This window comes from Maribacter litopenaei, from assembly GCF_025244665.1.
Taxonomy (GTDB): Bacteria; Bacteroidota; Bacteroidia; order Flavobacteriales; family Flavobacteriaceae; genus Maribacter; species Maribacter litopenaei.
In genome coordinates, this window is the sequence record NZ_CP104205.1 from 3,851,536 (window position 1) to 3,864,532 (window position 12,997).

A 12,997-nucleotide genomic window follows, 5' to 3' on the forward strand; every position below is an offset into this window, starting at 1 on the left:
CATTGATTATTTAATTCGTTATTATAGAGATTTATGAAAAGATTTTTCTTGTTTACTGCAGTTTTAATTGGATTTCTTTCCTGCAAGGAAACCAAAAAAGAGGAAAAGAAGGAGGTTGCCGAAGAAGTAGCTCCTGAAATCAAGCTCTATACCTTTGATGGAGGCACCGTGAAAGTCAATAATTTGGAATTGTTTTCCCAAGACACCACCTATCATGGTCAAACCAAGGAATTTGCAGATCCGTTTTACGTCATTGTTCACCCAAAAGGAACGTTGATGTGGGATGCCGGTTTACCTGAGATGTTGGTGGGACAACCGGAATATACAGATCCATCAGGTGCATTTACGGTATCTAGAAAGGATTCTGTTGCAAATCAGTTGAAATCCGCTGGTCTAAGCTTGGAAGATATCGACTTTATAGCACTTTCACATACCCATTTTGACCATAGCGGCCATGCCAATGCCCTAAAAAATGCTACATGGTTGGTACAAGGTCCTGAGTACGATTTTATTACCAGTGAGGAAGTTAAAAATAGTGGAGAAGGTATATACGAGGCCATACAGGAATTGGACATGATACAGAAGATAGATGGGGATTATGATGTTTTTGGCGATGGTTCGGTTATCATGAAATCTATGCCCGGCCATACCCCGGGGCATCAGGTTTTATATTTGGAGTTGCCTGAAAACGGCCCCACCCTTTTAACAGGCGACCTGTATCACCTATACGAAAACAGGGAGCATAAAAGGGTTCCTATATTTAATTATGACGTTGAAAAGACATTGGCCAGTATGGAAACTTTTGAGGCTTTTGCAAAAGAAAAGAACGCTAAAGTCTACGTACAACATCAAAAAGACGATTTTAATAAAATGCCAAAAGCACCGGAATATTTAAAGTAATAGATTATGTTGAAAATTAAGAATCTGCATGCGCAGGTAGAGGATAAGGAAATATTAAAGGGAATCAACCTAGAGGTCAAACCTGGCGAGGTACATGCCATTATGGGTCCAAACGGTTCTCGTAAAAGTACTTTGGCCGAAGTTATTTCCGGGAAGGAAGAGTTTGAGGTTACGGAAGGATCCATTGAGTTGGATGGCGAGGATTTGGAGGATGTGGCTCCGGAAGAAAGAGCTCATAAAGGGATTTTTCTTTCCTTTCAATACCCAGTGGAAATCCCAGGGGTGTCCGTTACCAATTTTATGAAGACCGCCATCAACGAATCCGGAAAGGCAAAAGGTTTGGAGGACATGCCTGCGAACGAAATGTTGAAATTGATTCGTGAAAAATCGGAATTGTTGGAAATAGATCGCAAGTTTTTGTCGCGCTCCTTGAACGAAGGTTTTTCCGGAGGGGAGAAAAAGCGAAACGAGATTTTTCAGATGGCCATGTTAGAGCCCAAAGTAGCCATATTGGACGAAACGGATTCCGGACTGGATATCGATGCGCTGAGAATCGTGGCCAATGGGGTTAATAAATTAAAAAGTAAGGATAATGCGGTCATCGTAATTACCCACTACCAACGATTGTTAGATTATATCGTACCGGATTTTGTACATGTATTGCACGATGGCAAAATTGTAAAGTCCGGAGGTAAGGAACTGGCCATGGAGCTTGAGGAAAAGGGATACGATTGGCTTAAGCAGGAGGCGGCAATATAGTTTATGGCAAATGGCCGTATTATTTGGTCTCCAAATGTTTTACTATCAATTGAAAAATTATGGATTTAAAAGATAAATTGATTTCTTCCTTTATGGCATTCGAAAACAACGTGGATGTAGAGCATCCCGTTCACGACGTACGTTCGGAGGCGATAAAGAATTTCGAGAAAAAGGGATTTCCATCCAAAAAGGAGGAGGCTTGGAAATATACCTCTTTGAACAACCTTCAAAAAATCGACTTTAGTATTTTTCCCAAGGAGGAAAATGCCCTCGAATATAAGGATGTCAAAAAGTATTTTTTACATGAGATAGATACCTATAAAATTGTGTTTATCGACGGAATTTATAGTTCCTATCTTTCGGAAACAACCCATGATGGAGTGGATATCTGTTTGATGAGTGCGGCCCTGGCCAAACCCATGTACCAACAGGTCATCGATGTGTATTTTAACAAAGTTGCGTCCAAGGATGAATCATTAACGACTTTAAATACAGCTTTTAGTAGGGAAGGAGCCTATATCTATATCCCAAAAAACAAAATGCCTAGAAAGCCCATCGAAATCTTGCATTTTGCCACGGGCAACGAGGCTTCCTTGATGTTGCAGCCAAGAAACTTGGTCATTGTAGAAGAGAATGCCGAGGTACAGATTATTGAACGTCACCAAAGTCTAACGGGCAATGAGGTGTTGACAAATTCCGTAACGGAAATATTTGCTGCCGAAAATGGCATCGTGGATTATTATAAGATTCAGAACGATTCGCACACCGCCTCTTTGATAGATAACACCTATATCAACCAAAAAGATAAAAGTGTAGTAAGAGTACATACATTCTCATTTGGAGGAAAATTGACTCGTAACAACCTAAATTTTTATCAGAATGGGGAGTATATCGACTCTACCATGAAAGGGGTGACCATTTTGGGGGACAAGCAACATGTGCACCATCATACCTTGGTACATCATATAGAACCTAATTGCGAAAGTCACCAGGATTACAAAGGGATTTATGGGGATAGCGCTACCGGCGTTTTTAATGGAAAGATTATCGTTGATAAAATTGCCCAAAAGACTAATGCTTTCCAGCAGAACAACAATATACTGGTTAGTGACAAGGCGACCATCAATACCAAACCACAGTTGGAGATTTTTGCCGATGATGTAAAGTGTTCCCATGGTTGTACCATTGGACAATTGGATGAGGATGCCTTGTTTTATCTCCAAACCCGTGGAATACCCCAAAAAGAGGCCCGTGCCCTGTTGATGTATGCCTTTGCCAATAATGTCTTGGCCACGGTACGTATCCCGGAACTTAAAACACGGATTAATAAGTTGATAGCGAATAAACTAGGGGTGAATTTAGGGTTCGACTTGTAGAAATTATATGAAATATTATCATAGATATAGAAGGGTCGTTATTATAATGGCCCTTTTTTTATTGTCGTGCCAAGGGGTAAAGGCACAGGAGGCGCATATTGGGGTTAAGGGAGGGCTCAATTATTCTTCAATAGTGGGTGACCTTACGGATGGGTTGAAATTTAGACTTTCCGGTCATGGAGGTGTATTTTTGGAAATCGATTTCTCAGATAAATTTAAGTTGCAGCCGGAGCTGGTATATTCTTCCCAGGGTTTTCAATACAGTACGGATTTGGCTGCCATTCAAACAAACGGTTCTGTTGGGGAAGAGAACGATTTTAGAACCAACGTTCAATTAAACTTTATTACAATTCCTATATTGGGGAAGTTTGGCTTAAATGATCATATAGACTTGGAATTTGGATCGCAATTTGGGTTTTTGCTCAATCAGGTGACAAAAATTAAAAATCTAGACCAGAATATTAATGCGGAAAGAAGGTCTTCCATTTCGGGGATTTTCAATTGGATTATGGAGCTGCCATAGGACTTGGTCTTAGACTGAACGACCATTTTTCGGTATCTCCACGATTTTATATTGGGCTACGAAATAGGCTAAATGCTATACAAGGAGCGCAGAACTACAATGCTGCTATCCAATTATCTCTGAATTATTTATTCAACTAATCTATATTTAGAAGTAATTTAGCGTGGCTTAGGTAGCTAAAAATTTATAAGGCCTAACTTTTATTAAGAAGTATTTAGGCCACAATTAACGGTTTGTTAGGGGTTCTTAACAAACCGTTTTTATTTTCCTACAATTCGTAAATCTACATTAGATGTTCTAACAACTAATCTATTCAACATCTATGAAACAGTTTATGATCACTTCGGCTTTTGTTTTTATTTCATTGATTACCTATGCTCAAGACCAAAAGTGGAGCGTTGAGGCCAATTATCCATTACGTTCAGCCACCGATGGCGTGGTCGATTTGGGTATCAAGTATCGATTTTTGGATTCGGATCCTTTTAACATGGGTTTAGGTGTCAATACCTCCTTTTTTAGGAATTCGAATAACTTTGATTACGGAGGTACAGCAGGAAATAATTTAGAGTTCGATTATAGATCGAACACCTTTTTAGTGCAGCCCAAAATTTTTGTCGAATTGGAAACTCCAGGACTGTCAAAGCTGAGGCCTTTTGTCGCCTTGGGATATTCCATAAATATTCAGGATGAATATCAGAATCAAGGAGGAACCATTACATTGGATGAGATAAGAAAAGATGGAGGTTTTAATTTCAATCTGGGTCTTTCCTATGACCTTTCTAGGAAATTTTTTGTACAGGTGCAGTATGATTTTCTAATATTGCAAAAAAGGGGAACAAGTACTTTTAATGGGCAATCTTCTACCTACAACTTTAATGAGAATTTAAGTCTACTTAAGGCCGGTGTAGGTTTTCGATTTTGAGGTTTCACGAATGGGTTACATATTGTCCTAAAAATATGCGTACTGCCCTAATTGTTTTCAAGGCTAGGATAAATCGATGTATCTTGGCCTAGTTAACCATTAACAAAATGATTTTGAAGAAGTACGTCCTATTCCTATTTCTATTTAGTTTATTTAACACACAAACAAGAGCTCAAGACTTCAATATGGGAGTGAAAGGAGGATTAAATTATTCTAAAACTATTGCTCCCGGAGATGATCCCTTTAGTGCTAGAACCTCATTTCATGCCGGTATCTTTGCCGAAATCCCAATTCGTGGGAAATTTAGTTTTCATCCTGAGCTATTATATTCATCTCAAGGGACCAAAATAACTTTGGCAAGACTTAACAATTTTGATCGTCCCGAAATCAACCAGAACGATGAAGTATTTGTTGCCAAAGAAGATTATTTGCTGATTCCCTTGATTACCCGATTCAATTTTAATCAAAGTATTTCGTTAGAGTTGGGTCCACAGATTGGCTTTCTCGGTTTCAGGAGGGTCTTTTATAGATTATGGGCCTACTTTGGGAGTAAGTATTGATTTGCCAAGGAATTTTAAGGTTCAATTTCGTTCCTATTTGGGAGTGTCCGATGTATTTAGGAAATCCATAGTGGAAAACGAAAGTCTTTCCGATAAGACATATTATGGCTTACTTCAGTTATCTGTTGGATATAGCATTTTTTAAGCTATAAAAATTTTAAGGTTTAACTTACACAGAATATAACTTTATATTTTGTTTTTTGTCGGAATTTAACTTTAAAATGATTTTGAAGCCATATATTGCCCCACCGAAAAATTTCAAAATCACTAATCAAATTCTCACAATGAGTTTTAGAAGGAGTTTACATTTTATCTCGGCTTACGTTTTCCCTGTTTTTCTCAGCTGCACAGATAAATAGCCAAATAACCTACGAAGAAGGTTACTTTATTGACAATGCAGGAAATAAAACAGAATGTTTAATAAGAAACGTTGACTGGATGAAGAATCCTGATTCTTTTCAGTATAAACTATCTCAGGATGATAATGCTCAAACAGGAGATTTATCAATGGTGCAGGAGTTTGGAGTTAACAGAGCGTCAAAATATGTAAAGGCAACGGTTGATATAGACCGGTCTAGCCAAGAAGTCGATAAATTGACCTTAGTCCGCGAACCCAGTTTTACCAATGAAACCCTATTTTTATTAGTACTTGTCGAAGGTAAAGCAAACCTTTATAAATATGAAGATGCATATGATCCTAAGTATTTTTACCAAGTTTCAGATGGCGAAATTAAGCCAATGGTTTATAGAAAATATATTACACGAGACAATAGGATCGGAGAGAACTTACAGTTTAAACAGCAACTATTTAATGAACTAGAACATACAAGCTTTAGCCAAAGAAGATTTTCTAACATTTCCTATAATGAGAGAGAATTAACCAAACTATTTAGGGAATACAACACTTTGTATGGGGCTGATTATGGTAAGAATGACCCAAATGGGCGTAACAAAGACTGGTTTAATTTGAACATACGTCCAGGACTGAGGAACTCTTCATTGGTACTTCAAAACGCTGGTACTGGAAACAATGCAACTGAATATCCAACTGAGATTGGTTTTCGATTAGGTATTGAATTAGAGGGTATACTACCTTTCAACAAAAATAAATGGTCATTATTCTTAGAACCATCGTACCAAACATATAAGGCGGAAAAATTTTTAAATGCAAACTCGAATGTTCCGGCTACAGTAGAGTATCAACCAATTGAAATTGCTATTGGTGCCAGGCATTATATGTATTTGAATGCAAATTCAAAGATGTTTATTAATGCCGGTTATATATTGGCATGGAGCAACGGCTCGAGAATCGATTATAATAATGGAAACTTTTTGCTCTTTGAAAATAGTAGCAACTTTTCTTTTGGATTAGGCTATAAGTATCTCGATAAATATAGTTTGGAGTTAAACTATAATTTGGATCGTGGCCTTCTGCCTCCTATAGGAAGAGAAGCCGTTTTTAGTGGTTACTCTTTAATTTTTGGATATACCCTCTTTTAAATATTTTTCCATTATAAACGGGTATCTTTGTATATCATTACAGTAATATGCTTGACATAAATAAGATACGCAAAGATTTCCCGATACTTAATAGAAAGATCTATGGCCAACCGCTAGTATATTTGGACAATGCGGCAACCTCACAGACCCCAAAACAGGTTATTGATACTATTGTAGATTACTATGAAAACTACAATGCAAATATTCATAGGGGTGTTCATACCCTTTCCCAAGAGGCTACGACCAGTACGAGCAGGCTAGAATAAAAATCCGTAAGCATTTTAATGCGGCCCAACCTTATGAAATTATTTTTACCTCGGGCACGACGCATAGCATCAATCTGGTAGCCAATGGGTTTTCTTCGCTACTTGAAAAGGGTGACGAGATACTAGTTTCCGCCATGGAGCATCATTCCAATATTGTACCGTGGCAAATGTTGTGTGAGCGAACAGGTGCTATTCTTAAGGTAATCCCCATGAACAAGGAAGGAGAACTGGTTATGGAGGAATATGCTGAATTACTTTCTGATAAAACTAAATTGGTTTTTTGCAATCATGTTTCCAATGCCCTAGGAACTATCAACCCAATTGCCGAAATCATTAAAAAAGCACACGGTGTGGGCGCCGCTGTATTGATAGACGGTGCCCAGGCCGCACCTCATATTGTTGCTGATGTACAGGCTTTGGACGTGGATTTCTATACCTGCTCCGCCCATAAGATGTGTGGGCCAACAGGAGTAGGAATACTCTATGGCAAAGAGGAATGGTTGAAAAAACTACCTCCATATCAAGGTGGCGGTGAAATGATTGTCGAAGTGACTTTCGAAAAGACCACCTATGCGGATTTGCCCCACAAATTTGAGGCGGGGACACCCAATATTTGTGGTGGTATCGCTTTTGGAGCCGCACTTGATTATATGCACCAAATTGGGTTTAAAGATATAGCGGGGTATGAAGCGGAATTATTGGACTATGCCACTCAGGAATTATTGAAGATAGAAGGATTGAAAATCTATGGTACGGCCAAAAATAAGACTTCGGTGATTTCATTTAATATCGAAGGAATCCACCCCTATGATATTGGGACTATTCTCGGATAAATTGGGTATTGCCGTAAGAACCGGTCATCATTGTGCCCAACCCATCATGGATTTTTACCAAATACCTGGTACGGTTAGGGCCAGCTTTAGCTTCTATAACACCAAGGGCGAGGTAGATTTATTGGTGTCGGCGGTGGAAAGGGCTCGAAACATGTTGTTGTAAGGCAATTTGTTAGAGGAAGACTAAACTTTTGATTCCCTAGAATTCCTATTGTACTTTTGTAGAAAAGCAATCCATGCAGATAAAAGAAATACAGGAAGAAATTATAGACGAGTTTTCCATGTTCGACGACTGGATGCAACGCTATGAGTATATGATAGAATTGGGTAAGTCGCTTCCTTTGATAGATGAGGCATACAAGACCGATGACAATATTATAAAAGGGTGTCAAAGTAAAGTATGGGTTCATGCCGAGCTTAAAGATGATAAATTGGTGTTTACCGCAGATAGCGATGCCATTATTACCAAGGGAATCATTGCCATTTTAATACGTGCTTTTAGCAATCAAAAACCAAAGGATATCATTGAGGCGGAAACAGATTTTATTGATGAAATTGGCTTAAAGGAGCACTTGTCGCCCACTAGGGCCAACGGGCTGGTGAGTATGATCAAACAGTTGAAGTTATATGCCGTGGCCTATCAAACCCAAATAAAATAAAAAGATGAAAGAAGAAGTAGTAGGAACCGATAACTCCGATTTAGGAGAGAAAATCGTAAAAGTCTTAAAGACGATATATGATCCCGAGATTCCAGTAGACATATACGAACTAGGACTTATATATGACGTTCTTGTCAATGAGGACAATGAGGTGAAGATATTGATGACCTTGACATCACCTAACTGTCCGGTGGCAGAAACACTACCCGTGGAAGTAGAGGAAAAAGTAAAATCCTTGGATGCCATTAAGGATGCTGAGGTAGAGATTACCTTTGACCCGCCTTGGACCCAAGATTTGATGAGTGAGGAGGCCAAATTGGAACTTGGACTTTTGTAAGTGCCTATGCAGGATGAAATCGTAAATAGGGTTGCCCAAAGTAAATTGGTTACGTTCAACTTGGAGGAATATTATCCATCTCGGGAAAAGGATCCTTTTGGACATTAAGGACTGGTTATATGAGGGTATAATCCTTAGGGAAAAAGAGTTTAGGAATAAATTGGGAGAACATGATTGGAGCCAATATCAAAATAATTATGTGGCCATTACCTGTTCCAGTGATGCCATTATTCCAGGATGGGCTTTTTTGTTGGTAACAACCAAATTAAGGCCCTATGCCAAACATGTAGTACAGGGTTCCTTGGAAGATATGGAAACTTCTCTATATTATAACATTTTGGGTGGTTTAGACTATTCGGACTATAGGGATAAGCCAGTAATAGTAAAAGGTTGCAGCAACAAACCAGTACCCCCTAACGCCTATATCTACTTGATTCAAAGATTACAGGAAGTCGCAAAGTCCGTTATGTATGGGGAAGCCTGTTCTTCCGTTCCCCTTTTCAAGCGCAAATAATTATGCAATTTCTGCGACAAAAAAGCGACTATTCGTACATTTGGTGTCTAATTAATTAAACACTAAATCATGAAAAACATTTTTTTAATCGCTGTTCTTCTATTTGGTTGTGCTGCTGGTTTTGCGCAAACAGAGGAAGAGTTGAAAGCCCAGATGGCACCTAAAAAGGATTCTATTAAGGCCATTCAAGGTAGGGTAGATGCTATTCAAGCACAGATAGATGCCCTTCCAGGATGGAAAAAAGGTGCGTTCGGTACCATTGGTGCAAATTTGACCAACTTTAAAAACTGGTATGCCCAAGGCACTCCAAACAATGCTTCAGGAAATATAGGTGTTACCGTTAACGGTTTCGCTAACTTAAAACAAGAAAAATTCTTCCGGAGAAACTCCATGAACGTAAATCTTGCGTGGGTAAAATTTGACGATAAGGATGACCCAAACGATGATGATAGCTTCAGGCAGGCATCCGATGTATTTACCATTTCGTCGCTTTACGGTCAAAAACTAAGCGAAAAATTTGCCATATCAGGTTTGGGGGAATATAGAACAACCATTTTAAACAACTTTAATGATCCCGGATATTTGGACCTTGGGGTTGGAGCCACTTGGACACCCATAACAGATATGGTCATTGTAATCCATCCATTGAACTATAACTTTGTGTTCAGTAGTGATGACACCATTTTTGAATCTTCCTTGGGAGCCAAGATTGTAGCGGATTACACTAGAAAAATCGGTGCCGTTAATTTTAAGACCAATCTATCCATGTTCCAAAGTTACAAGAGTAGCAATCTTTCCAACTATACTTGGATCAACTCCTTTGGATATACCCTTTGGAATGGAATTGGACTTGGATTTGAGTTTGGTTTGAGAAACAACAAGCAAGAAGCATTGAATTATGCTCTAAATGGACCAACTCCAAATCCGGCAGCTACATTTGACAATATAGAGAATGACCTACAGACTTACGTACTTTTTGGTTTGAACTACGCCTTCTAAAAAGACGAACGAATTGTAAAACATAAAAAAAGCCCTCCTTTTTAGGAGGGCTTTTTGGTTAAGTAGGTATCGTAAAATTTGGGGTTTTACTTTTAGCTTAAGAAGTTAAATACTGATTTGGGGTCAACACTATCACTTAAACACCTGGTAAAGGTACGGCCCACTTCTTGCTTTGGCAGTATTTATGTTGTGAACCCGACCCAAAATGTGGTGTAAAATACGAGTGGATAAATTTGATCGATGAACTACACAAATTACTATTGATATTCGTCCAAATTTTCAGGGTAAAGGAAGTTATTATATGGAAATCTGGTCACATGTATGTCCCTGACCTCTTGATACACCCGCTTTCTGAATTCGTCTAAATTTTCCTTGTTCAAGGCAGAGATAAACAAGGCCCGATCACCAATCTTTTCCATCCAAGTACGTTTCCATTCCTCAATAGTGAAATGTTTAGAGGTTCTTTCAGTCATTAAATCATCTTCCTCAATGACCTCATTTTTATATTGGTCAATTTTGTTGAAGACCATTATGGTCTTTTTATCGGAACTTTTAATTTCGGAAAGGATTTGATTCACGGAGTCGATATGCTCCTCAAATTGGGGATGTGAAATATCTACCACATGAAGAAGTAGGTCTGCTTCCCTAACTTCATCCAAGGTACTTTTAAAGCTTTCGACCAATTGGGTGGGCAGCTTCCTAATGAAACCTACTGTATCGCTCAACAAAAAAGGAAGGTTTCCAAGAACCACTTTTCGCACTGTGGTATCCAAAGTGGCAAAAAGCTTGTTTTCGGCAAATACATCACTTTTACTGATAACGTTCATTAGGGTAGACTTTCCTACGTTGGTGTATCCAACAAGGGCGACACGTACCAAGGAACCACGGTTACCACGTTGGGTCTCCATTTGCTTATCTATCTTATCCAGCTTCTTCTTAAGAAGGGTGATACGATCTCTTACGATACGTCTATCGGTCTCTATCTCCGTTTCACCGGGGCCGCGCATCCCGATACCCCCTTTTTGTCTTTCCAGGTGCGTCCATAATCCGGTCAAGCGTGGTAAAAGATATTCATACTGTGCCAGTTCTACTTGGGTTCTAGCATAGCTGGTTTGGGCACGTTGGGCAAAGATGTCCAAAATAAGACTGGTACGGTCTATGATCTTACACCGTAATTGCTTCTCAATGTTTCGCTGCTGGGCAGGGCTTAGCTCATCATCGAATATAACGGAGCCTATTTCATTTTCCTCCACAAAACGTTCAACCTCTTCCATTTTACCGCTTCCAATGAGGGTTTTTGGATTAGGCACGTCCACACGTTGGATAAACCGTTTTACAACTTCCCCACCAGCCGTATAGGTAAGGAATTCTAGCTCATCCAAATATTCTGTGACTTTTTCCTCATTCTGTTCCCTATTGATGACTCCAATTAGAACTGCTTTTTCGTATTCTGTAGTTTTCTTTTCTAGCATAAAATAGTAAAGTGCAAAACTACGGAAAAGAGAATAAGCTATAACAGTAAAATACCTTGGTGTATATAGTCAAAGCATTGGAAGGAACAAATTTTTAAATTTGGGGCAAGCTAAGGAGCATTTTAATCTTGATTATCGAGTAAAGTTCTTGCCTAAAAAAAGAATATGCGATTTCCATTTTTCAAAAAGAAAACATCAAAACAATTATTTACTATAGCTTTCTATAATTTGGAGAATCTTTTTGACGCTGAGAATAATGCAAGAACGCTGGATGAGGATTTTACTCCGAACGGATTCAAAAAATGGACTCCCAAAAAGTATCGCAAGAAATTATCTCGGACTAGCCAAGACGATTCACAGGATTGGCCACACGGCTAATCCCTACCCTCCTGTGATTGTAGGAGTGGCGGAAGTGGAGAATCATTCGGTGTTAAGGGATTTAATCGAAACGGATCCCTTGGTGGATGTGGATTATGATTTCGTGCATTATGAATCGCCCGATGAACGGGGTATCGATACTGGACTCATATATCATCGGAAGTATTTCAAGGTGCTGGGCTCCGAAGCTTTAGCGCTCATGGTAAGTAATCCTGACGGGGTACGTGATACAACAAGGGACATTCTTTATGTATGTGGACTTTTAAATGGCGAAAAAATACACCTTTTTGTAAATCATTGGCCGTCAAGAAGGGATGGCGCGGAACTAACGGAATATAAAAGAATCGCCGCGGCCGAGGTTATAAAAGATAAAATGGTCGCTATTCAAAAGGATGAAATCGACCCTAAATACATCGTAATGGGGGATTTCAATGACGACCCCTCCTCGAATAGCATTCAAATACTTTTACAGAATTCAGGTTTACATAACCCTATGGAAAGCCTACATATACCCAAGTCTCGCGGCAGTGCCAGTTATAAAAGAACCTGGAGCCTTTTTGATCAAATACTACTGTCGCACAAATTCTACAAGTACCAAAAGGGAAGCCACAGTTTTGATACGGCCAATATCTTTGACCATGATTTTTTAAAGGAAATAAAAGGAAAGTACAAGGGAAACCCCTTTAGAACTTTTGTTGGCAAAAAGTATTTGGGTGGGTATAGTGATCACTTTCCAGTTTATATTGTTCTGAAATATAACAAACATTAAAAGAAGGAATAATCTTACAAACCTCAAGAAAATGCACTTTCACAACATACTTTTAGAATGTGCTATGTAGTTCATCGAATAATTCCTTTTCCTTAATTAGACAGTACGCTTCATTCAATATCATTGTAGTCCAAATCTTACATAAACTAATTGTGATATGGACTACGTATTATACTTCTGTCATAAAGGTATAAGTTTTAGAATCTTATTTCTATTACTTTTTTGTGGCC

Annotated in this window: 13 protein-coding genes and 2 pseudogenes; 14 read left to right on the forward strand and 1 reads right to left on the reverse strand. The window is 38.8% G+C overall.

The genetic code is table 11. The features are described 5' to 3' along the window. The first annotated feature begins 33 nt into the window (after positions 1 to 33). The 12 genes and pseudogenes from NYZ99_RS20745 (at position 34) to NYZ99_RS20800 (ending at position 10,148) form a co-directional block, all read left to right on the forward strand. Positions 34 to 900 (forward strand): N-acyl homoserine lactonase family protein, encoded by an 867-nt coding sequence (locus NYZ99_RS20745; RefSeq protein ID WP_260572926.1) that lies wholly within the window; start codon positions 34 to 36, stop codon positions 898 to 900. A gap of 6 nt (positions 901 to 906) precedes the next feature. Continuing rightward, positions 907 to 1,659, forward strand: a complete 753-nt coding sequence (gene sufC, locus NYZ99_RS20750) for a Fe-S cluster assembly ATPase SufC (RefSeq protein WP_260572927.1) — start codon at positions 907 to 909, stop codon at positions 1,657 to 1,659. 59 nt (positions 1,660 to 1,718) lie between these two features. After that, a complete protein-coding gene (sufD, locus tag NYZ99_RS20755) occupies positions 1,719 to 3,035 on the forward strand; it encodes a Fe-S cluster assembly protein SufD (RefSeq protein ID WP_260572928.1) in 1,317 nt (438 codons plus the stop codon). Between the two features lie 7 nt (positions 3,036 to 3,042). Next, positions 3,043 to 3,558 (forward strand): PorT family protein, encoded by a 516-nt coding sequence (locus NYZ99_RS20760; protein WP_260572929.1) that lies wholly within the window; start codon positions 3,043 to 3,045, stop codon positions 3,556 to 3,558. A 322-nt stretch (positions 3,559 to 3,880) separates the two neighbouring features. Further along, the gene (locus NYZ99_RS20765; protein ID WP_260572930.1) at positions 3,881 to 4,480 is read left to right on the forward strand and encodes an outer membrane protein; all 600 of its coding nucleotides are present in this window, start codon (positions 3,881 to 3,883) and stop codon (positions 4,478 to 4,480) included. A gap of 113 nt (positions 4,481 to 4,593) precedes the next feature. After that, complete coding sequence (locus NYZ99_RS20770; protein ID WP_260572931.1) at positions 4,594 to 5,040, forward strand: PorT family protein; 447 nt, start codon at positions 4,594 to 4,596, stop codon at positions 5,038 to 5,040. Between the two features lie 438 nt (positions 5,041 to 5,478). Next, positions 5,479 to 6,540, forward strand: coding sequence for a hypothetical protein (locus NYZ99_RS20775; protein ID WP_260572932.1), 1,062 nt, complete (start codon positions 5,479 to 5,481; stop codon positions 6,538 to 6,540). Positions 6,541 to 6,587: 47 nt separating this feature from the next. Continuing rightward, positions 6,588 to 7,802: pseudogene (locus NYZ99_RS20780) on the forward strand (aminotransferase class V-fold PLP-dependent enzyme). A 73-nt stretch (positions 7,803 to 7,875) separates the two neighbouring features. After that, the gene (locus NYZ99_RS20785) at positions 7,876 to 8,298 is read left to right on the forward strand and encodes a SufE family protein (RefSeq protein ID WP_260572933.1); all 423 of its coding nucleotides are present in this window, start codon (positions 7,876 to 7,878) and stop codon (positions 8,296 to 8,298) included. A gap of 4 nt (positions 8,299 to 8,302) precedes the next feature. After that, a complete protein-coding gene (locus NYZ99_RS20790; protein ID WP_260572934.1) occupies positions 8,303 to 8,635 on the forward strand; it encodes an SUF system Fe-S cluster assembly protein in 333 nt (110 codons plus the stop codon). Between the two features lie 6 nt (positions 8,636 to 8,641). Continuing rightward, a pseudogene (locus NYZ99_RS20795) lies at positions 8,642 to 9,149 on the forward strand (DUF2480 family protein). A 69-nt stretch (positions 9,150 to 9,218) separates the two neighbouring features. Then, positions 9,219 to 10,148, forward strand: a complete 930-nt coding sequence (locus tag NYZ99_RS20800; RefSeq protein ID WP_260572935.1) for a DUF3078 domain-containing protein — start codon at positions 9,219 to 9,221, stop codon at positions 10,146 to 10,148. Positions 10,149 to 10,405: 257 nt separating this feature from the next. Here the strand turns inward: NYZ99_RS20800 and hflX are convergent, their stop codons facing one another. Further along, entirely contained in the window at positions 10,406 to 11,620 is a 1,215-nt protein-coding gene (gene hflX / locus NYZ99_RS20805; RefSeq protein WP_260572936.1) for a GTPase HflX, read from the reverse strand. Positions 11,621 to 11,785: 165 nt separating this feature from the next. Between hflX and NYZ99_RS22605 the strand changes: the two genes are divergently transcribed. Then, positions 11,786 to 11,998, forward strand: coding sequence for an endonuclease/exonuclease/phosphatase family protein (locus NYZ99_RS22605; protein ID WP_338039189.1), 213 nt, complete (start codon positions 11,786 to 11,788; stop codon positions 11,996 to 11,998). Beyond that, positions 11,898 to 12,767, forward strand: coding sequence for an endonuclease/exonuclease/phosphatase family protein (locus NYZ99_RS20810; RefSeq protein ID WP_338039472.1), 870 nt, complete (start codon positions 11,898 to 11,900; stop codon positions 12,765 to 12,767). The genes NYZ99_RS22605 and NYZ99_RS20810 overlap by 101 nt, the downstream gene beginning before the upstream one ends. Positions 12,768 to 12,997: the final 230 nt, after the last annotated feature.

Excerpts from the sequence above, each read along its gene's own strand:
- NYZ99_RS20775 (WP_260572932.1), top strand. The coding sequence starts at position 5,479 with ATGAAGAATCCTGATTCTTTTCAGTATAAACTATCTCAGGATGATAAT.
- NYZ99_RS20765 (WP_260572930.1), top strand. The coding sequence starts at position 3,881 with ATGAAACAGTTTATGATCACTTCGGCTTTTGTTTTTATTTCATTGATT.
- NYZ99_RS20800 (WP_260572935.1), top strand. The coding sequence starts at position 9,219 with ATGAAAAACATTTTTTTAATCGCTGTTCTTCTATTTGGTTGTGCTGCT.
- NYZ99_RS22605 (WP_338039189.1), top strand. The coding sequence starts at position 11,786 with ATGCGATTTCCATTTTTCAAAAAGAAAACATCAAAACAATTATTTACT.
- NYZ99_RS20785 (WP_260572933.1), top strand. The coding sequence starts at position 7,876 with ATGCAGATAAAAGAAATACAGGAAGAAATTATAGACGAGTTTTCCATG.
- sufD (WP_260572928.1), top strand. The coding sequence starts at position 1,719 with ATGGATTTAAAAGATAAATTGATTTCTTCCTTTATGGCATTCGAAAAC.
- hflX (WP_260572936.1), bottom strand. The coding sequence starts at position 11,620 with ATGCTAGAAAAGAAAACTACAGAATACGAAAAAGCAGTTCTAATTGGA.
- NYZ99_RS20745 (WP_260572926.1), top strand. The coding sequence starts at position 34 with ATGAAAAGATTTTTCTTGTTTACTGCAGTTTTAATTGGATTTCTTTCC.
- sufC (WP_260572927.1), top strand. The coding sequence starts at position 907 with ATGTTGAAAATTAAGAATCTGCATGCGCAGGTAGAGGATAAGGAAATA.
- NYZ99_RS20760 (WP_260572929.1), top strand. The coding sequence starts at position 3,043 with ATGAAATATTATCATAGATATAGAAGGGTCGTTATTATAATGGCCCTT.
- NYZ99_RS20790 (WP_260572934.1), top strand. The coding sequence starts at position 8,303 with ATGAAAGAAGAAGTAGTAGGAACCGATAACTCCGATTTAGGAGAGAAA.